15 protein-coding genes, 13 tRNA genes and 3 rRNA genes are annotated in these 19322 nt (G+C 42.7%); 30 read left to right on the forward strand and 1 reads right to left on the reverse strand.

Features of this window, described 5'->3' with window-relative positions; translation table 11 throughout:
* The first annotated feature begins 526 nt into the window (after positions 1-526).
* The 12 genes from alr to MUN87_RS16565 all read left to right on the forward strand — a co-directional run bounded on the left by alr (position 527) and on the right by MUN87_RS16565 (position 10578).
* Positions 527-1645 carry an alanine racemase gene (gene alr, locus MUN87_RS16510; RefSeq protein WP_244741823.1) on the forward strand — a complete coding sequence of 373 codons (1119 nt, stop codon included), beginning with the start codon at positions 527-529 and terminating at the stop codon, positions 1643-1645.
* Between the two features lie 176 nt (positions 1646-1821).
* Positions 1822-2103, forward strand: coding sequence for a CopG family ribbon-helix-helix protein (locus MUN87_RS16515; RefSeq protein ID WP_244720661.1), 282 nt, complete (start codon positions 1822-1824; stop codon positions 2101-2103).
* 3 nt (positions 2104-2106) lie between these two features.
* Positions 2107-2457 (forward strand): type II toxin-antitoxin system PemK/MazF family toxin, encoded by a 351-nt coding sequence (locus tag MUN87_RS16520; RefSeq protein WP_244720658.1) that lies wholly within the window; start codon positions 2107-2109, stop codon positions 2455-2457.
* Between the two features lie 167 nt (positions 2458-2624).
* Positions 2625-3488 (forward strand): RsbT co-antagonist protein RsbRA, encoded by an 864-nt coding sequence (gene rsbRA / locus MUN87_RS16525; protein WP_244741825.1) that lies wholly within the window; start codon positions 2625-2627, stop codon positions 3486-3488.
* Positions 3489-3501: 13 nt separating this feature from the next.
* The gene (locus MUN87_RS16530; RefSeq protein WP_244720652.1) at positions 3502-3858 is read left to right on the forward strand and encodes an STAS domain-containing protein; all 357 of its coding nucleotides are present in this window, start codon (positions 3502-3504) and stop codon (positions 3856-3858) included.
* 2 nt (positions 3859-3860) lie between these two features.
* Positions 3861-4262, forward strand: a complete 402-nt coding sequence (locus MUN87_RS16535; RefSeq protein ID WP_244747994.1) for an anti-sigma regulatory factor — start codon at positions 3861-3863, stop codon at positions 4260-4262.
* A gap of 94 nt (positions 4263-4356) precedes the next feature.
* Positions 4357-5361 (forward strand): PP2C family protein-serine/threonine phosphatase, encoded by a 1005-nt coding sequence (locus tag MUN87_RS16540; RefSeq protein WP_244741828.1) that lies wholly within the window; start codon positions 4357-4359, stop codon positions 5359-5361.
* Positions 5362-5480: 119 nt separating this feature from the next.
* Positions 5481-5810 carry an STAS domain-containing protein gene (locus tag MUN87_RS16545; protein WP_244741830.1) on the forward strand — a complete coding sequence of 110 codons (330 nt, stop codon included), beginning with the start codon at positions 5481-5483 and terminating at the stop codon, positions 5808-5810.
* Positions 5811-6287 carry an anti-sigma B factor RsbW gene (gene rsbW, locus MUN87_RS16550; protein WP_244741832.1) on the forward strand — a complete coding sequence of 159 codons (477 nt, stop codon included), beginning with the start codon at positions 5811-5813 and terminating at the stop codon, positions 6285-6287. It begins immediately after the preceding gene.
* Complete coding sequence (sigB, locus tag MUN87_RS16555; RefSeq protein WP_244741856.1) at positions 6259-7050, forward strand: RNA polymerase sigma factor SigB; 792 nt, start codon at positions 6259-6261, stop codon at positions 7048-7050. Before rsbW ends, sigB begins: the two co-directional genes overlap by 29 nt.
* Positions 7050-7658: a SpoIIE family protein phosphatase gene (locus tag MUN87_RS16560; RefSeq protein WP_244741859.1), complete on the forward strand. Its 609-nt coding sequence runs from the start codon at positions 7050-7052 to the stop codon at positions 7656-7658. The genes sigB and MUN87_RS16560 overlap by 1 nt, the downstream gene beginning before the upstream one ends.
* A 724-nt stretch (positions 7659-8382) precedes the next feature.
* Positions 8383-10578 (forward strand): Tex family protein, encoded by a 2196-nt coding sequence (locus MUN87_RS16565; protein ID WP_244741861.1) that lies wholly within the window; start codon positions 8383-8385, stop codon positions 10576-10578.
* 31 nt (positions 10579-10609) lie between these two features.
* Here the strand turns inward: MUN87_RS16565 and cmpA are convergent, their stop codons facing one another.
* Positions 10610-10726, reverse strand: a complete 117-nt coding sequence (cmpA, locus tag MUN87_RS16570; protein ID WP_244741864.1) for a cortex morphogenetic protein CmpA — start codon at positions 10724-10726, stop codon at positions 10610-10612.
* A 67-nt stretch (positions 10727-10793) separates the two neighbouring features.
* Here cmpA and MUN87_RS16575 point away from each other — a divergent pair, with 67 nt between their 5' ends.
* From MUN87_RS16575 to thiL, 18 genes are all read left to right on the forward strand, one after another.
* Entirely contained in the window at positions 10794-11255 is a 462-nt protein-coding gene (locus MUN87_RS16575; protein ID WP_244741866.1) for a SprT family protein, read from the forward strand.
* 181 nt (positions 11256-11436) lie between these two features.
* Positions 11437-11511, forward strand: a tRNA-Asn gene (locus tag MUN87_RS16580).
* 1 nt (position 11512) lies between these two features.
* A tRNA-Ser gene (locus MUN87_RS16585) sits at positions 11513-11603 on the forward strand.
* Between the two features lie 15 nt (positions 11604-11618).
* Positions 11619-11690, forward strand: a tRNA-Glu gene (locus MUN87_RS16590).
* Positions 11691-11710: 20 nt separating this feature from the next.
* A tRNA-Asp gene (locus MUN87_RS16595) sits at positions 11711-11787 on the forward strand.
* 4 nt (positions 11788-11791) lie between these two features.
* Positions 11792-11866 (forward strand) — tRNA-Gln (locus MUN87_RS16600).
* Positions 11867-12062: 196 nt separating this feature from the next.
* Positions 12063-12138 (forward strand) — tRNA-Lys (locus tag MUN87_RS16605).
* A 34-nt stretch (positions 12139-12172) separates the two neighbouring features.
* Positions 12173-12256: transfer RNA gene (locus tag MUN87_RS16610), tRNA-Leu, on the forward strand.
* A gap of 72 nt (positions 12257-12328) precedes the next feature.
* Positions 12329-12405 (forward strand) — tRNA-Arg (locus tag MUN87_RS16615).
* A gap of 4 nt (positions 12406-12409) precedes the next feature.
* Positions 12410-12486 (forward strand) — tRNA-Pro (locus MUN87_RS16620).
* 32 nt (positions 12487-12518) lie between these two features.
* A tRNA-Gly gene (locus tag MUN87_RS16625) sits at positions 12519-12592 on the forward strand.
* Positions 12593-12600: 8 nt separating this feature from the next.
* Positions 12601-12677, forward strand: a tRNA-Ile gene (locus MUN87_RS16630).
* A gap of 91 nt (positions 12678-12768) precedes the next feature.
* Positions 12769-14331 (forward strand): 16S ribosomal RNA (locus MUN87_RS16635).
* Between the two features lie 216 nt (positions 14332-14547).
* Positions 14548-17459 (forward strand): 23S ribosomal RNA (locus MUN87_RS16640).
* A gap of 76 nt (positions 17460-17535) precedes the next feature.
* A 5S ribosomal RNA gene (rrf, locus tag MUN87_RS16645) occupies positions 17536-17652 on the forward strand.
* The 16S, 23S and 5S rRNA genes sit together here with 13 tRNA genes alongside, the layout of an rRNA operon.
* Before the next feature lie 205 nt (positions 17653-17857).
* A tRNA-Met gene (locus tag MUN87_RS16650) sits at positions 17858-17934 on the forward strand.
* Positions 17935-18006: 72 nt separating this feature from the next.
* A tRNA-Asp gene (locus tag MUN87_RS16655) sits at positions 18007-18083 on the forward strand.
* A 265-nt stretch (positions 18084-18348) separates the two neighbouring features.
* Positions 18349-19320 (forward strand): thiamine-phosphate kinase, encoded by a 972-nt coding sequence (thiL, locus tag MUN87_RS16660; RefSeq protein WP_244741869.1) that lies wholly within the window; start codon positions 18349-18351, stop codon positions 19318-19320.
* The last annotated feature ends 2 nt before the right edge of the window (positions 19321-19322 follow it).

A 19322-nucleotide genomic window follows, 5' to 3' on the forward strand; every position in this document is an offset into this window, starting at 1 on the left:
ATTCGCAAACAAAATAAAGGAAAGACCTTCCAGATAAAGTCTTGTCGTTAGCCATGTCTGTTATTGATTTTTATAATAATTAATAACAGATCTTTATTACCTTTGTAGTTGTGTGAGAGGAGATATTTCTTGTTCTCCGTAAAAGAGTGCAATATTTGCCTAAGTCTTCTCGATTTTTAACGACTTTATTGTTATTAGTTTTGATAGAAAAGAATGTAGGTTGATGGAAATTAAATAACTTTTTTTGAGCTCCGTTCATTTTTCGAACGGTGTTATTTATGGCTGTAATATTAAATTCAAACAACTTTTTTGTCACTTTACAATAGGACCGGAGTGGTAATGCCTGGTTTTTCTTATCAGAGAAGAAAGCATAAACCCGCCGCTCATACAAATTACATCATTTATGCCTGCATACTTTACTCGAATCACTGAGCTAAAAGTATGTCCTGACTATTTAATCATATCCTTTTTCTATGAAATGCATTATAATGGAAGTCTCAATGCAATGAAAATGAGGAGCATCAACATGACCGAAAAATTTTATCGCGATTCCTGGGTAGAAGTAAATTTAGATCATATTATATATAATATAGAACAATTACGAAATAAACTGTATGATAAAACGGATATTTATGCGGTTGTAAAGGCAAATGCATATGGACATGGTGACGTGGAAGTAGCAAATGCCGCTTTGCAAGGGGGAGCAACGAGGCTAGCTGTAGCAGTGTTAGATGAAGCATTGCGATTACGGGAAGCTGGTATAACTGCTCCTGTTTTGGTGATGGGTTACATTCGGCCGGAGGATGCGGCAGTTGCTGTGGATCATGATATTACGGTAACGTGCTATCAGCCAGCCTGGCTAGAAGCCGTACAAGGTTTAGAATTGCCAAACCCAATAAAGGTACATTTAAAATGGGATACAGGCATGGGACGTATCGGTGTTCGAAATGAAGAAGAGTTGGTGGACATTCTGCCATTAATGCAACATCCCAATGTGCATCTTGAAGCGATTTTCACACACTTTGCGACTGCAGATGAAATAGACCTTACTCATTTTGAAGCGCAATTAGAGCGCTTCGAAACGCTTCGTCGTGTTTTTCAACATCATTGGAAAGGGCATAAGGTATTATTTCATACCGGAAACAGCGCCGCGAGTATGAGATTCCCTGAAAAGATGTTTGATTTTGTCCGGTTTGGTATCAGCATGTACGGATTATATCCTTCCAAGGACGTAAAAAAGGAAAAGCCTATTGATTTACAACCTGCACTAGGCCTTCATAGTAAGTTAATACATGTGAAGAAAGTGGAGTCAGGAACACCAATTAGTTACGGAGCAACCTATATAACCGAAGAAGAAGAATGGATTGGAACAGTTCCGCTTGGTTATGCAGATGGTATTAATCGTCATTTGCAAGGTACAGATGTCCTCGTGAACGGGAAGCGCTGTGAGATTATCGGCCGCATTTGTATGGACCAATTCATGGTTCGGTTAGCTGGTCCGGCTCAATCAGGTGATCTGGTAACACTTATTGGTTCCCAAGGGGATGAAACCATTGAGATCGATGAGTGGGCCAATCATTTAGAAACGATCAACTATGAAGTGGCTTGCATGATCAGTCACCGTGTTCCAAGAATATATCCTTAAAAAATTGCTATACTAGTAAGATGTACATGATAATTCCTTGAATTGCCGGGAATAATGAAAAATATATTGTAGAAAAAAATGATAAATTATCAAAAACCCCTTTGCAATGCCGGTTTCATAATGGTATGATAATATTGGATTATCATAAAAAGGCTTGTCAATGTTGGTGGAGGTGTATGGTTTTGTCTGAAGACTTGCAAGAAGTTGCTGTGAGATTACCTAAAAACCTGCTGAATGAGGTGGACGGCTTGATGAAAAGCGAAGATAGCAATTTAAGTGATTTTATTTGCCAAGCAACCAGAACGTATTTGCGTGAAACAAAAAAACGTCATATTCAAGAATCCATGCAAAGAGGATATATGGAAATGGCGAAAATTAATTTGAATATTGCTTCGGAAGCTTTTCAGGCGGAAGAGGAGGCAGAAAACACCCTTGAGCGCTTAGTGAGCGGGGTGTAGGTCTTGATTGTGAAAAGAGGCGACGTATATTTCGCCGATCTTTCCCCTGTCGTGGGGTCCGAGCAAGGCGGAGTGCGTCCCGTATTAGTATTACAAAATGATATTGGTAACCGTTTTAGTCCAACTGTTATTGTAGCAGCAATCACAGCTCAAATTCAAAAGGCGAAATTACCGACACATGTCGAAATAGATGCAGAAAAATACGGTTTTGAGCGTAATTCAGTTATTTTATTAGAACAAATCCGTACAATCGACAAACAGAGATTAACTGATAAAATAACTCAATTAGACAGTAACATGATGGAACGTATTGATAGAGGATTAGAAATTAGTTTAGGGTTAACTGATTTCTAATCCTCTATCTTCCAAACACCCTTGCTTTTTTTCGTAAAAGGCAAGGGTGTTTTTAGGGAGAAAAAGAAAAAATGCATGATTCTGTCGGAATAGAATTATATTAATCGTAAAAATCATTTTTTTGTTGTAAAATGTTTATATCAATCATGATAGCGGAGGTAAAGATAATGCCAGAAACATTACGTAGAATAGTTATTGAAAACAGTGATGTTATTTCAAATAATTGGTTAGAGGAATTGACGGAAAAGCGTAAGTCGGATTACACGTCTAATATTTCGGATAGCTTGTATCATTCCACGAATCAAGAGTTCATTAATGTTATTTTTGCCAGTATCAATCGTCAATGGGATACAGGAGAAATGGATGAATTCGCAGAAAGACTCATTAACCTGGGTTGGCCGTTGAGTTATATAACAGACGGCTTACAAACGTTTAGAAGAGTAACGATCGAATTCATTTTACATCAATCAGATAAAGTAGATACGTATGAATTCTCTCGCATTTTGAAAATAGTAGAAGATTGGGTGGAACCCATTATCAATCAACTCGTCAATCAATATTCCGGCAGCTGGGAACATACCGTTTCTTTACAGAGAATGGCATTGCAAGAATTAAGCGCGCCACTGATTCCGGTGATGGAGAATGTTACTGTTATGCCGTTAATTGGTACCATTGATACAGAACGTGCCAAACTAATTATGGAGAATTTATTGGAAGGTGTCATGAAACACAATGCAGAAGTGGTACTGATCGATATTACTGGTGTACCTGTAGTAGATACTATGGTAGCACATCATATTATTCAGGCAGCTGAGGCTGTGCGTTTAATTGGTGCAACATGTATTCTTGTAGGTATACGTCCGGAAATTGCACAAACAATTGTGAACTTAGGTATTGACCTTAGCAAATTTCCAACGAAGAGTACATTGCGAAAAGGATTTAACACGGCTCTTAAGTTAACAAACCGAGAAATAGTAGAAGTGGAAAATACAAATGAAGATATAACAAAGATATTGGACTCATTAAAATAGGGGAGGTGTTGTTATGAGAATACCAATATTAAAATTACAAAATTATTTATTGGTATCCATTCAAATCGATTTAGATGATCAAACAGCAATAGACTTTCAGGAAGACCTGCTTAGCAAGATTCATAAGAGCGGTGCGACAGGTGTGGTGATCGATTTGACTTCTGTTGATATCATCGACTCTTTTATTGCGAAAGTATTAGGGGATGTAGTATCCATGTCAGATTTAATGGGAGCGAAAGTAGTACTGACTGGAATACAGCCAGCTGTTGCGATGACTTTAATTGATCTTGGAATACATTTGCAAAACGTACCGACAGCACTTGATTTAGAGCAGGGGTTAATTAAACTTCGCCAGGAACTGGAGGAGTGATGATGATAACAAAACCAAGTGTGCAAATAAATAAAGAATGGGATATTGTTGGAGCTAGGCAAATGGGAAGAGAATTAGCCAAAGAATTAGGGTTTGGAACGGTTGATCAAGCCAGAATTGCCACTGCTATCTCAGAACTCGCGAGGAATATCTATTTGTATGCCCAAAAAGGTCAAGTGACATATGAAGTAATTGAAGAAATGAACAAAAAAGGCATCAAAATTGTTGCCTCAGATAAAGGTCCAGGAATCAAAGATCTAAGTAAAGTAATGGAGGATGGTTTTTCCACTTCCGGAGGACTAGGGGCAGGATTGCCTGGCGTCAAACGGTTGATGGACTATTTTGATATTGTCTCTGAACCGGAAAAAGGAACAACTATAACTACGATCAAGTGGGTTCGTTAGTGCAGACTGTATAAAGTGGTACGATGTTTCATACTCCTATACCTTAGTGATTGTAGTTTCCAATTTGCACGATTAGTAGATAGGAGGTAAGGAGATGGCGCCTTATAAATTTGATATTGATAACTACATGAAATTATTGAAAAAATATATATCTTCCCAAGACGAAACGTCCTTATATCAAGCAGAATTATTTAGTAAATCATCGATGCAACATCAAATTTCACCAGAAGAAATTATCAATGTGCATATTCAAGCACTACAAGCGCTGTATCCGGATTTACCTGAAGAAATTGATTCTTCTATGAATTTCTTGTTGGAAATGATGATATCCTATGGGTTAGCCTATCAGGAATTTCAAACACTAAGGGAGAAACAAGGGGAATTGGAGTCTGAGATTGCAGTAGCTGCCAACATGCAACAAACGTTACTGACAACTACGAAACCAGTCGTTCCAGGATTAGACATAGGAGCTATTAGTGTTCCTGCCAATCAAATGAATGGTGATTATCATCATTTCGTTACGGATGAATCGAATAATATCGGGATTGCTATTGCCGATGTAATTGGTAAAGGTATTCCGGCTGCATTAGCCATGTCAATGATTAAGTACTCGCTGGACAGTTTTCCAGATACGATGCGCAACCCAAGTGTCATCTTAGAGAATCTGAACCGTGTTGTGGAACGTAACGTCGATACGAGTATGTTTATCACAATGTTCTATGGGTTATATGACACCAATACCGATACATTTCAATTTTCATCAGCAGGACATGAACCTGGCTTTTATTACTGCGCGGAGTCTGACCGTTTTTATGAAATCAGTACAAAGGGTCTGGTGCTAGGTGTATCTGACCAAGCCATTTACCAGCAATCAGAAATGAAAATGAATCCTGGCGATATGGTTATACTATTAACGGACGGAGTAACCGAATGCCGACTAGGAGATGACTTTATTGAAGCGGATGAAATGTTGGAAGTGATTCGTAAGTATATGCATTTGCCAGCCCAAGAAGCAGTTGATGCTGTATACCGACACTTCGAACGTTTGCAGGATTTTCAGCTGAGAGATGATTTTACATTGATTTTCCTAAAAAAATAAGTTTAGTTCTTCATCAGAAGGGGTATCAAACTAACTAGACACACAACAAACCAATATTGATTTTGTAATATAATTGTAATTCGGAGCGAAGTTCAGCAGGACGACAGGAGGTAACTGATTTGAACTTAAATATAGATCTAGTAGATAAGAATGAAGCGCAGGAAGTGGTTTTGTCAGGTGAGATTGATGCCTACACAGCGCCTAAATTAAAAGAAGCATTATTACCGTTAACGAAGCACGAAGGTAATAAAATCATCGTTGATTTAGAAAATGTAAACTATATGGACAGTACTGGACTAGGCGTGTTTATCAGTGCGCTGAAATCAACAAAAGAACATAACAGTGAAATGAGACTTGTAGCGTTGCAGGAGCGAGTTCGTAGACTATTTGATATTACGGGGTTAGATGGAATTATCAACATCGACTCAACGGTGCGAGGTGGAAATTAAATGGAACCTTTTGACTTCATTGAAATGAAAGTCCCGGCAAAAGCAGAATATGTAGGGGTTATCAGATTAAGTACTTCTGGAATAGCCAATCGCATGGGGTTTTCATACGAAGAGATTGAAGATTTGAAAGTAGCAGTGTCTGAGGCAATGTCAAACGCAACGGAACATGCCTATGAGAATAAAGATGGTGGAGAAGTAACTATCGGATTCGGCCTGTATCAGGACCGTTTAGAAGTAATGGTAGCCGACAGGGGCGGCAGTTTTGATTTGAAAAAGGTAAAGAAAGAATTAGGACCATTTGTGAACAATGAATCAATTGAAGATTTGCGAGAAGGGGGCTTTGGCCTATTCTTAATCGAAGCACTGATGGACAAAGTTGAAATCAAGAACGATTATGGTGTGATCGTGCTTATGACTAAATACCTCCATGAAAATGAGGTGGATATTAATGACGACCAAATCACGACCTCACAATAATCAAGAGGATGAAGTGTACGAGTGGATTCGCACCTTCCAAAAAGATCCAGATAATCAATTGATTCAAGAGAAAATTGTTCTAACTTATCAAAAGCTCGTGAAATCATTAGCAAGAAAGTACGCGAAGAATGAAATGATTTATGAGGATCTTGAACAAGTAGGAATGCTCGGATTATTAGCTGCGATCAGAAGATATGATCCGGATGTTGGAAAGTCATTTGAATCTTTCGCCATTCCAACAATCATCGGTGAAATTAAGCGATTCATCCGTGATAAGACATGGAGTGTCCATGTACCGAGAAGAATCAAAGAACTTGGCCCAAAAATCAAAAAGGCGACAGAAGTGCTAACCACCGATAACCAAAAGTCACCATCTATTAAAGAGATTGCTGAATATCTCGAGGTTTCAGAAGAAGAAGTACTGGAAACGATGGAAATGAGCCAGAGCTATAATGCTTTATCAGTGGACCGGAAAATTGAAGCAGATGCTGATGGCAGTGAAGTGTCGATCCTTGACTTAATTGGTAATCAGGACCAAGGGTTTGAAGATGTAGACCGTCAATTATTATTAGAAAAAATCATGCCGATTTTAAATGAACGGGAGCAAATCATTCTTAAATATACGTATTTTGAAAACAAGAGTCAGAAAGAAACGGGTGAAGTTCTAGGTATTTCGCAAATGCACGTATCCAGAATTCAGCGTCATGCCCTGAAAAAACTAAGAGAAGCATTGCTGGCAGAGAATATGGAGGCTATGCGTTAATGCAAAAAGAAGGTCGCGTAGAAGTATCGGTATATCAAAAAGCGAAAAAAGGTAACTACTATTGCGGTGACAGTTATTTTTATCATGAAGCCGATAATAAATTTATTTGTGCATTAGCGGATGGGCTCGGTAGCGGAGAATTTGCCAAGGAATCTTCTCAAATAGTAATGGATGTTATAAAGGAAAACACAACTGACTCGGTAGCGTCTATTATGAAGAAAAGTAATAAGAAATTAGTCGGTAAACGCGGGGTTGTTCTAGGGATTTTGCAGATCGACCTGCAGGATAAACAATATGCCTATTCATCCATTGGTAATATAGGTTTACTAACGGTTACATCTGACTCAACCAAGAAACGTAATATTCCCCAAGCCGGTTATTTGAGTGGCTTTGACCGTCCATTCAAAATAATGACGGACGATATCGAAGAGAACATGATTTTCATCATGTTCTCAGACGGAGTAACATCGAAGGAAATATCCAACAGCTATTTCCATAACCGAGAAGTAGAACAAATAACGGATACTTTTTCCTACCAGTATAAGCACAACGTGGAAGACGATGATACAACTCTAATAGCAATGAAGTATAAGGAGGGACCTCAATGACAAGAGGTTCCTTTTCTTATATACAATAGGAAAATAGCCGGGCTCAATGCCGGATATTTCTAATCATTCAATAAAGTATGGAAGTGCAGTCATGGCAGCAACATGTTGAATTGAAGTAGAGAGAGTTCCTATAACATGGATTATGTCAACTAGCGGCTTAGTGGTGATTTTGAAATATTGTGTGTGGTATGATACCGCTCCGGCCAACCACTTCAGCGCCTGCCTGTCCCGCGGGAGTCTACGTGGTTGGCCTCCACTGATTTATTGCTCTACAATTTATGCAATAGCTAGGATATGAAGCGCTATCTGCAAGATTCACACCTTAATTGATGAATTATATTGCCTAGCACCACTGCTTCTAGCTGTTCCAATCGTTGTGGTACTTTCCATTAGCGTAGGAAATAGACGGAGACTCCCGTGGAATCAGCGCGAGCTGAAGATCCACTTAGGAAAGAAAAGAATTTTCTTTCCTAAGTTAGCTGAAGCCGTGCCCACAGGACGCGGAGCCTATTTCCGGAGCTTTGCTAAGCAGATAAAAAGTATCAAAATGACCATTTTGCAGTACAGCCTTACAATTGTGTAGAAGGACCGGGCGGCTTAGTTCGGTTTTTAAATTTTATAACAATGGAAAGAACGAGACTGTAGAAGCGTCAATTGGCTGGCTATTTCGAGTTTGTGGATCACATAGCCTTTTCTTCTTTTTCTTTTTTTTGTTAAAATATAGATGGCAAATAGTGAAGGAGGAAACGCATTGGCAATTAACGAAGAATACGAGCAGCTATTACAAGCTGTGACCGAACGGACAAAGATTAATCAAAAATCAGTAAAAAGTGTTATTCACTTATTAGAAGAAGGAAATACAGTACCATTTATCGCACGTTACCGAAAAGAACAAACAGGATCACTTGATGAAGTGCAAATCAAAGATATTCAGGATGCCTGGCAATACGTCAATACATTAAATGACCGCAAAGCAGAAGTAATAAGACTGATTGAAGAACAAGGTAAGCTGACAGATCAGCTACGGATTGATATTGAAAAAGCGAATCAACTGCAGAAAGTAGAAGATCTCTATAGACCATATAAACAAAAGCGTAGAACAAGAGCTACGGTTGCCAAGGAAAAAGGATTAGAACCGTTAGCGCAAGAAGTATATCAAACACAAAATCTTGAGCTCGAAGTGAAAGCACAAGAATTTTTATCAGAAGAGCATGAATTACATAGTGTTGAAGATGTTCTAGCTGGTGTACAAGATATCATAGCTGAATGGCTTGCTGATGAACCGGCATACAGAGAGTATATTCGTAAGCAAACCTTCCAGAAAGGCTTAATCAGTGCGACTGTTAAGAAGGCAGAATTAGATGAGAAGAAGATTTATGAAATGTATTATGAGTATAGTGAAGCAGTCAGCAAGATTGTCTCGCACCGGATTCTAGCCTTAAATCGTGGAGAAAAAGAAGGAGTGCTTAAGGTTTCGATTGATCCTCCTACCGAACAACTGTTGACCTATTTACAGAAACAAGTCACTCTGTCTGGTGTTTCTGAGAAGATAAGAGAATTTATGACACAGGTGATCGAGGATAGCTATAAACGTTTAACGCAGCCATCAGTAGAACGGGAAATTCGTTCCGCTTTATCAGAAAAGGCCGAAGAACAGGCTATCGATATCTTCTCCAAAAACTTGAAAAGTCTGTTGCTGCAGCCTCCATTAAAAGGTAAGTATGTACTTGGTGTTGATCCAGCGTTTCGTACAGGCTGTAAATTGGCAGTGATTGATGACACTGGTAAAGTAAAAGCTGTTGATGTCATTTATCCGACAGCTCCGAAACATGATACTAAAGGTGCAGAAGCAAAAGTAATGAAGTTTATCAATGAATATCCGATCGAGCTTATAGCAATTGGTAATGGTACTGCGTCTCGTGAAACGGAGCAATTTATCGCTAACGTGATCGAAAACAATCAACTGGATGTAGCCTATATTATCGTTAATGAAGCAGGCGCAAGTGTATATTCAGCTTCTAAATTGGCGCGTGAGGAGTTTCCAGATTTACAGGTTGAAGAACGGAGTGCGGTTTCGATCGCCAGACGAATTCAGGATCCATTGGCAGAGCTGGTAAAAATAGAACCAAAAGCAATCGGAGTGGGCCAATATCAGCATGATGTCAGTCAAAAGAAACTGACGGAGTCACTGACATTTGTCGTGGAAACAGCGGTAAACCAAGTTGGTGTCAATGTAAATACGGCATCTTCTTCCTTATTACAATATGTATCTGGTTTGAACAAGACAGTCGCCAATAACGTGATTAAATATCGCGACGAGAATGGTAAATTTACTAATCGAAAGCAATTAAAGGATATCCCAAGACTTGGGAACAAAACGTATGAGCAAAGTATTGGTTTTTTGAGAGTAATGGAAGGTGGCGAGCCTCTAGACCGGACTCCTATACACCCTGAATCTTATCAAGCTGCTAAACAAATTTTGAAAGAGATCAACAGTTCAGTAGAGGACTTAGGAAGCGAGAAGTTAAAAGAATTAATTAATCAATTAGACAAAAAAACGTTAGCGAACCAATTAGATATTGGTTTACCAACATTAGAAGACATTTTGAAAGCTCTGATAAGTCCGAACCGAGATCCGCGTGATGACTTACCACAACCGTTGTTAAAGAAGAACGTATTATCAATGGAAGATCTTCAAAGCGGTATGGAATTGCAAGGTACTGTTAGAAATGTCGTTGACTTCGGTGTTTTTGTCGATATTGGAGTGAAGCAGGATGGTTTGGTTCATATCTCCAAAATGTCTAATCAATTCGTCAAGCACCCGATGGATCTTGTTTCTGTAGGTGATGTGATTACAGTATGGGTGGATCAGGTAGATCAGAACAAGCAACGAATAGCATTAAGTATGGTGAATGATTAAAGAATGGGGTAAAAGGTGCCGGCGGTGCCTTTTACTTTATTTGCTCTTTATCGCAATAAAAATACCAGCACTGATTCAATAATCGAATTTGATACTTATTTTTTTGAAGGAAAGCACCTGCTAACTGTTTCTGTAACCAAGTAGGCATTTCGATTCCTCCCTTATTTAGTTTGTTGTACTATAATATGATGATAGAAAGGCAGGTGTGAAACATAATGTCAGTAATGTCACAAATAGTATTAGAAAAATTAACACAAGAAATCTCAGAGAAAGAGTTCCGCAAACCGTTTGTAGATGACGTATGTTTTAATAACAGATTAAGGACAACAGGTGGGAGGTACTTACCTGGGAAGAGGTTAATTGAACTGAACCCAAAATATTTTGATGAACTAGGTTTTGATGAGTTTGTAGGAATAATCAAGCATGAGCTATGCCACTATCATCTTCATATAGAAGGAAAAGGGTATCAGCATCGTGATCGTGAATTTAGAGAACTGCTTAAACAGACGAATTCACCGCGATTTTGTAATCCGTTACCGTCGAAACAAAATGACTTTAAATACCAATATCAATGTTCTGACTGTGAACAAGTCTATAATAGAAGAAAAAGAATGAACGTAAACAGGTATCGTTGCGGTAAATGCCGCGGTCGTTTAACCTTATTGAGAAAAACTTAAAAGAATTTAATAATATCTATTGACTTATAGTTTTAGGATATGATAAATTATATTGGTGTCACTTTGAAGGGAACTTGTCCAACTGTAAAAAAACATTTTAAAATGATTTCCAAAAAACGGTTGACAACAAACTTCAAATATTATATTATATTTAACGTCGTCAACATGACTTATTCATTATTCCACAGTAGCTCAGTGGTAGAGCAATCGGCTGTTAACCGATCGGTCGTAGGTTCGAATCCTACCTGTGGAGCCATGGAGAAGTACTCAAGTGGCTGAAGAGGCGCCCCTGCTAAGGGTGTAGGTCGCGTAAGCGGCGCGAGGGTTCAAATCCCTCCTTCTCCGCCATTATTATTTCTTAATGGCCCGTTGGTCAAGTGGTTAAGACACCGCCCTTTCACGGCGGTAACACGGGTTCGAATCCCGTACGGGTCATCTTTTTTAACAATCAAATAGGTCCGGTAGTTCAGTTGGTTAGAATGCCTGCCTGTCACGCAGGAGGTCGCGGGTTCGAGTCCCGTCCGGACCGCCATTGTTGGGCTATAGCCAAGCGGTAAGGCAACGGTTTTTGGTACCGTCATGCGCTGGTTCGAATCCAGCTAGCCCAGCCATTTTTTTGACTAAAAAATAGCTTACTGTCATTCGTCATTATGACGAATATACTATTCTTATAGTTTGATCGTTTCTTCACAAAGTATGACGTGATGTTGATCATAAACAAAGATAGTCTTTCTATACATTACTCTTGATTGAAAAGCAGTTTTGCAAAATAGAAAACAAGCTACCGTCGTGATTGATATACAACAAGAGCCATTAGCTCAGCTGGCAGAGCATCTGACTTTTAATCAGAGGGTCGGAGGTTCGAATCCTCCATGGCTCACCATCTATATACTATATAATGGGCAACTGGGTATCGAGCGGTCGTGGCGGAATGGCAGACGCGCTAGGTTGAGGGCCTAGTGGGTGAATAACCCGTGGAGGTTCAAGTCCTCTCGACCGCACTTAAAAAAAGTTAAAAAACTATTGACGTTGCTAAGCGTTCTGTGATATATTAGTAATTGTCGCTTTGATAAGCGCCCGTAGCTCAATTGGATAGAGCGTTTGACTACGGATCAAGAGGTTAGGGGTTCGACTCCTCTCGGGCGCGCCATAACCGGGAAGTAGCTCAGCTTGGTAGAGCACTTGGTTTGGGACCAAGGGGTCGCAGGTTCAAATCCTGTCTTCCCGACCAGTCGATCAGTAAGATTAGTAATTTCATAACATGCGGGTGTAGTTTAGTGGTAAAACCTCAGCCTTCCAAGCTGATGTCGAGGGTTCGATTCCCTTCACCCGCTCCAATGTAAATGGGCCTGTAGCTCAGCTGGTTAGAGCGCACGCCTGATAAGCGTGAGGTCGGTGGTTCGAGTCCACTCAGGCCCACCATTTACCGAACATTTTGATCTTTGAAAACTGAACAAAACAACCAGTATGAATTAATAAACAAGCTAGCTTATAGAAGCGAGCGCAAGTCAACTTTATTGAGAGTTTGATCTTGGCTCAGGACGAACGCTGGCGGCGTGCCTAATACATGCAAGTCGAGCGCGGGAAGCTAACTGAATCCTTCGGGAGGACGTTAGTGGAACGAGCGGCGGACGGGTGAGTAACACGTGGGCAACCTGCCTGTAAGACTGGGATAACCCCGGGAAACCGGGGCTAATACCGGATAACACATTGCTTCGCATGAAGGAATGTTGAAAGATGGCCTTTGGCTATCACTTACAGATGGGCCCGCGGCGCATTAGCTAGTTGGTGAGGTAACGGCTCACCAAGGCAACGATGCGTAGCCGACCTGAGAGGGTGATCGGCCACACTGGGACTGAGACACGGCCCAGACTCCTACGGGAGGCAGCAGTAGGGAATCTTCCGCAATGGACGAAAGTCTGACGGAGCAACGCCGCGTGAACGAAGAAGGTTTTCGGATCGTAAAGTTCTGTTGTTAGGGAAGAACAAGTGCCGTTCAAATAGGGCGGCACCTTGACGGTACCTATCGAGGAAGCCCCGGCTAACTACGTGCCAGCAGCCGCGGTAATACGTAGGGGGCAAGCGTTGTCCGGAATTATTGGGCGTAAAGCGCGCGTAGGCGGTTTCTTAAGTCTGATGTGAAATCTTGCGGCTCAACCGCAAGCGGTCATTGGAAACTGGGGAACTTGAGTGCAGAAGAGGAGAGTGGAATTCCACGTGTAGCGGTGAAATGCGTAGATATGTGGAGGAACACCAGTGGCGAAGGCGACTCTCTGGTCTGTAACTGACGCTGAGGTGCGAAAGCGTGGGGAGCGAACAGGATTAGATACCCTGGTAGTCCACGCCGTAAACGATGAGTGCTAGGTGTTAGGGGGTTTCCGCCCCTTAGTGCTGCAGTTAACGCATTAAGCACTCCGCCTGGGGAGTACGGCCGCAAGGCTGAAACTCAAAAGAATTGACGGGGGCCCGCACAAGCGGTGGAGCATGTGGTTTAATTCGAAGCAACGCGAAGAACCTTACCAGGTCTTGACATCTTCGGATGTCCCTAGAGATAGGGAGTTCCCTTCGGGGACCGAATGACAGGTGGTGCATGGTTGTCGTCAGCTCGTGTCGTGAGATGTTGGGTTAAGTCCCGCAACGAGCGCAACCCTTGATCTTAGTTGCCAGCATTAAGTTGGGCACTCTAAGGTGACTGCCGGTGACAAACCGGAGGAAGGTGGGGATGACGTCAAATCATCATGCCCCTTATGACCTGGGCTACACACGTGCTACAATGGATGGTACAGAGGGCAGCGAAACCGCGAGGTCAAGCAAATCCCATAAAACCATTCTCAGTTCGGATTGCAGGCTGCAACTCGCCTGCATGAAGCCGGAATCGCTAGTAATCGTGGATCAGCATGCCACGGTGAATACGTTCCCGGGCCTTGTACACACCGCCCGTCACACCACGAGAGTTGGCAACACCCGAAGTCGGTGGGGTAACCTTTGGAGCCAGCCGCCGAAGGTGGGGCCAATGATTGGGGTGAAGTCGTAACAAGGTAGCCGTATCGGAAGGTGCGGCTGGATCACCTCCTTTCTAAGGATTATAGGAACACCTTTTACAAGGTGACAAAATCATACTTGGTTGTTTGGTTCAGTTTTGAGAGATCAATTCTCTCTTGAACTTGTACCTTGAAAACTAGATAAGAATAATCAGGACGTGGAAGCAACTGTTCGTCAGCTGTGGAAACGAAACTGATGACAAGACATCAAACAATAACCAACGACTTTTTCATTGAAGTAAAGTAAGTATAGTTAAGTGAAGAAGGGCGCACGGTGGATGCCTTGGCACTAGGAGCCGATGAAGGACGGGACAAACACCGATATGTCTCGGGGAGCCGTACGTAGGCGTTGATCCGAGAATTTCCGAATGGGGAAACCCTCTGCTCGTCATGGAGTAGAACATTTATCTGAATCCATAGGATAAATGAGGCAGACCCGGGGAACTGAAACATCTCAGTACCCGGAGGAAGAGAAAGCAAACGCGATTTCCCGAGTAGCGGCGAGCGAAACGGAATTAGCCCAAACCAAAAAGCTTGCTTTTTGGGGTTGTAGGACACTCCTTTGGAGTTACAAAGAAATACATTAGACGAAGTGGTCTGGAAAGGCCCATCACAGAAGGTAACAATCCTGTAGTCGAAAATGTATTTCCTCCGGAGTGGATCCTGAGTACGGCGGAACACGTGAAATTCCGTCGGAATCCGGGAGGACCATCTCCCAAGGCTAAATACTCCCTAGTGACCGATAGTGAACCAGTACCGTGAGGGAAAGGTGAAAAGCACCCCGGGAGGGGAGTGAAATAGTACCTGAAACCGTGTGCCTACAAGTAGTCGGAGCCCTTTTATGGGTGACGGCGTACCTTTTGTAGAATGGACCGGCGAGTTACGATCCCCTGCAAGGTTAAGTGGAAGACACGGAGCCGGAGCGAAAGCGAGTCTGAATAGGGCGTTTTAGTAGGTGGTCGTAGACCCGAAACCGTGTGATCTACCCATGTCCAGGGTGAAGGTCAGGTAACACTGACTGGAGGCCCGAACCCACGCACGTTGAAAAGTGCGGGGATGAGGTGTGGGTAGGGGTGAAATGCCAATCGAACACGGAGATAGCTGGTTCTCTCCGAAATAGCTTTAGGGCTAGCCTCAAGGCATGTATGTTGGAGGTAGAGCACTGATTGGACTAGGGGCCCTTACCGGGTTACCGAATTCAGTCAAACTCCGAATGCCAATCATATTACCTTGGGAGTCAGACTATGGGTGATAAGGTTCATAGTCGAAAGGGAAACAGCCCAGACCGTCAGCTAAGGTCCCAAAGTATACGTTAAGTGGAAAAGGATGTGGCGTTGCACAGACAACCAGGATGTTGGCTTAGAAGCAGCCATCATTTAAAGAGTGCGTAATAGCTCACTGGTCGAGTGACGCTGCGCCGAAAATATACCGGGGCTAAACGTATCACCGAAGCTACGGATTGATCTACGATCAATGGTAGGAGAGCGTTCTAAGTGCAGTGAAGTCAGACCGTGAGGACTGGTGGAGCGCTTAGAAGTGAGAATGCCGGTATGAGTAGCGAAAAAGAAGTGAGAATCTTCTTCACCGAATGCCTAAGGTTTCCTGAGGAAGGCTCGTCCGCTCAGGGTTAGTCGGGGCCTAAGCCGAGGCCGAAAGGCGTAGGCGATGGACAACAGGTTGATATTCCTGTACCACCCAATTCCGTTTTGAGTGATGGGGGGACGCAGAAGGATAAGGAATGCGCACCATTGGATGTGTGCGTTGAAGCAGTAAGTGAGTCAGATAGGCAAATCCGTCTGGCAATCACAAGCTGTGATCAGGAGGGAAATATAGTACCGAAGTTCCGGATTTCACGCTGCCAAGAAAAGCCTCTAGCAAGGAAAAGGGTGCCCGTACCGCAAACCGACACAGGTAGGCGAGGAGAGAATCCTAAGGTGATCGGGAGAACTCTCGTTAAGGAACTCGGCAAAATGACCCCGTAACTTCGGGAGAAGGGGTGCTTCTTTTGCGAGAAGCCGCAGTGAAAAGGCCCAAGCGACTGTTTAGCAAAAACACAGGTCTCTGCGAAGCCGTAAGGCGAAGTATAGGGGCTGACACCTGCCCGGTGCTGGAAGGTTAAGGGGATGCGTTAGCATTAGCGAAGCGTTGAACCGAAGCCCCAGTAAACGGCGGCCGTAACTATAACGGTCCTAAGGTAGCGAAATTCCTTGTCGGGTAAGTTCCGACCCGCACGAAAGGTGCAACGACTTGGGCACTGTCTCAACGAGAGACCCGGTGAAATTATACTGTGCGTGAAGATGCGCATTACCCGCGACAGGACGGAAAGACCCCGTGGAGCTTTACTGTAGCCTGATATTGAATGTTGGTACAGCTTGTACAGGATAGGTGGGAGCCTGAGAAACGTGAGCGCTAGCTTACGTGGAGGCGCCGGTTGGATACCACCCTGGCTGTATTGACCTTCTAACCCAGAACCGTGATCCGGTTCGGAGACAGTGTCAGGTGGGCAGTTTGACTGGGGCGGTCGCCTCCTAAAATGTAACGGAGGCGCCCAAAGGTTCCCTCAGAATGGTTGGAAATCATTCGCAGAGTGCAAAGGCAGAAGGGAGCTTGACTGCGAGACCTACAAGTCGAGCAGGGACGAAAGTCGGGCTTAGTGATCCGGCGGTACCGAATGGAAGGGCCGTCGCTCAACGGATAAAAGCTACCCCGGGGATAACAGGCTTATCTCCCCCAAGAGTCCACATCGACGGGGAGGTTTGGCACCTCGATGTCGGCTCATCGCATCCTGGGGCTGTAGTCGGTCCCAAGGGTTGGGCTGTTCGCCCATTAAAGCGGTACGCGAGCTGGGTTCAGAACGTCGTGAGACAGTTCGGTCCCTATCCGTCGTGGGCGTTGGAAGTTTGAGAGGAGCTGTCCTTAGTACGAGAGGACCGGGATGGACACACCGCTGGTGCACCAGTTGTTCTGCCAAGAGCATCGCTGGGTAGCTACGTGTGGAAGGGATAAGTGCTGAAAGCATCTAAGCATGAAGCCCCCTCAAGATGAGACTTCCCATCACATAAGTGAGTAAGATCCCTCAGAGACGATGAGGTTGATAGGTTCGAGGTGGAAGCATGGTGACATGTGAAGCTGACGAATACTAATAGATCGAGGACTTATCTATATAACATGTTTCAACGGTGTTGTTGATGTCAAAAATTCTTATCTAGTTTTTAGGGTGCAACCCTAAAACACAATAGTCTGGTAGCGATAGCGAAGAGGTCACACCTGTTCCCATGCCGAACACAGCAGTTAAGCTCTTCAGCGCCCATGGTAGTTGGGGCTCGCGCCCCTGCAAGAGTAGGACGTTGCCAGGCTGTTATATACTCTATAACACCTATAGAGTAGCAACTTAATATTTTTATTACCGCGGGGTGGAGCAACGAGCAACACATCCACCGAATAAACTGCGAGTAACCTCGAAGCATCACACATCTAAGAATAAGCTAGAAGATGCAGAGGTCATTATAGGTGAAATCATATTTATCTATAGAACAACAATTTAATATTATTTTTTATTATCGCGGGGTGGAGCAGTCTGGTAGCTCGTCGGGCTCATAACCCGAAGGTCGCAAGTTCAAATCTTGCCCCCGCAACCAAATTTTCTTATTACGTTGAAATATGATATACATAAGAAAATGATTGTAGTGCCCAATGGGTACATTTAAAATGGTCCGGTAGTTCAGTTGGTTAGAATGCCTGCCTGTCACGCAGGAGGTCGCGGGTTCGAGTCCCGTCCGGACCGCCAGTTTATGACTAACAAACCTTAAGTATGGTAGCTTAGGGTTTTTTTGTTTGTCTAAAATATTCTTTTTTAAAATTATCATTACATATAAAGCAAGACTTATCAGGATGTTAGCGTCTGTTTACTCTCACTTATCTTCTTTGTGATATACTTGAAGCTTGAAGTGGGAGTCTTACAGATGGTTAGAACGTGATAATAGAGGTTCATCCTGTCACCAACGATAAAGATTTGGTATGATAATTTTAGGTTGCTTTTTGGAGGTGCGGGCATGGAAGAGTTTGACTTTATTCAATCGATCAAGCCAGCGTATTATCGTCAATCATCTGTTATTAAGGGCATCGGTGATGACGCTGCTATATTGAGACATACCAATAGCGATATTATAATGACAATGGACACAATGGTTGAAAACATTCATTTTAACGAGAAGACAGCTGCACCGTTTTATATCGGCTACCGTGCACTGGCAGCAAATATAAGTGACATTGCGGCAATGGGAGGAAAACCAGTCTCCTATTTAGTGTCTGTGACAGTGCCTGACCGGTGGGCACCACAAGAACTGCAAGAAGTTTATAAAGGTATGAAAGAATTAGCACATGCTTATCAAATGGATTTAATCGGTGGTGATACTGTTTCTGGTGATCAACTAAGTTTATCGATCACCGTATTAGGAATAGTGGACAATGGTAAAGCTAGATATCGTAATACTGCGAAAGAACATGATATAATCTTTGTAACTGGTACGCTTGGTGATTCCGCATACGGCTTACATCTTTTACTCAACGAACAAGCACAAGAAGGCTCGCAATATTTTATTAATCGGCACCAGATGCCAACCCCAAGAGTCTCATTTATCAATCAATCTGTTCCAATAGAACGGATGGCGTTAAATGACGTAAGTGATGGTATTGCAAATGAAGCCAATGAAATCGCAGCGTCTTCACATAAAGGGCTGCTGTTGGACTATGATCGAATCCCATATCACGAGTTACTTGCAAAGTATTCACCAGATAATCTGTATCAATGGATATTGAGTGGTGGAGAGGATTTTGAATTATTAGGCACAGTTCCACTTGAAGATTGGGATAGACTGATGGATTATGCGAATGCTACTGGCACTATGCTTACTGCAATCGGTACGGTAGTAGATGATGAAAAATATAACGGCAAAGCCTGGTTACGATATCAAGGTGATTTAAAAATCTTAGATAAATCAGGTTATACACATCTGAAAAGGTGATA

The organism is Gracilibacillus salinarum, from assembly GCF_022919575.1.
Classification (GTDB): Bacteria; Bacillota; Bacilli; order Bacillales; family Amphibacillaceae; genus Gracilibacillus; species Gracilibacillus salinarum.

What these genes read in the sequence shown, in the direction of transcription:
- thiL (WP_244741869.1), top strand. Translation starts at nt 18,349, where the DNA reads ATGGAAGAGTTTGACTTTATTCAATCGATCAAGCCAGCGTATTATCGT.
- sigB (WP_244741856.1), top strand. Translation starts at nt 6,259, where the DNA reads ATGACGACCAAATCACGACCTCACAATAATCAAGAGGATGAAGTGTAC.
- MUN87_RS16565 (WP_244741861.1), top strand. Translation starts at nt 8,383, where the DNA reads ATGGCAAATAGTGAAGGAGGAAACGCATTGGCAATTAACGAAGAATAC.
- rsbRA (WP_244741825.1), top strand. Translation starts at nt 2,625, where the DNA reads ATGCCAGAAACATTACGTAGAATAGTTATTGAAAACAGTGATGTTATT.
- MUN87_RS16530 (WP_244720652.1), top strand. Translation starts at nt 3,502, where the DNA reads ATGAGAATACCAATATTAAAATTACAAAATTATTTATTGGTATCCATT.
- rsbW (WP_244741832.1), top strand. Translation starts at nt 5,811, where the DNA reads ATGGAACCTTTTGACTTCATTGAAATGAAAGTCCCGGCAAAAGCAGAA.
- MUN87_RS16515 (WP_244720661.1), top strand. Translation starts at nt 1,822, where the DNA reads ATGGTTTTGTCTGAAGACTTGCAAGAAGTTGCTGTGAGATTACCTAAA.
- cmpA (WP_244741864.1), bottom strand. Translation starts at nt 10,726, where the DNA reads ATGCCTACTTGGTTACAGAAACAGTTAGCAGGTGCTTTCCTTCAAAAA.
- MUN87_RS16535 (WP_244747994.1), top strand. Translation starts at nt 3,861, where the DNA reads ATGATAACAAAACCAAGTGTGCAAATAAATAAAGAATGGGATATTGTT.
- alr (WP_244741823.1), top strand. Translation starts at nt 527, where the DNA reads ATGACCGAAAAATTTTATCGCGATTCCTGGGTAGAAGTAAATTTAGAT.
- MUN87_RS16560 (WP_244741859.1), top strand. Translation starts at nt 7,050, where the DNA reads ATGCAAAAAGAAGGTCGCGTAGAAGTATCGGTATATCAAAAAGCGAAA.
- MUN87_RS16575 (WP_244741866.1), top strand. Translation starts at nt 10,794, where the DNA reads ATGTCAGTAATGTCACAAATAGTATTAGAAAAATTAACACAAGAAATC.
- MUN87_RS16540 (WP_244741828.1), top strand. Translation starts at nt 4,357, where the DNA reads ATGGCGCCTTATAAATTTGATATTGATAACTACATGAAATTATTGAAA.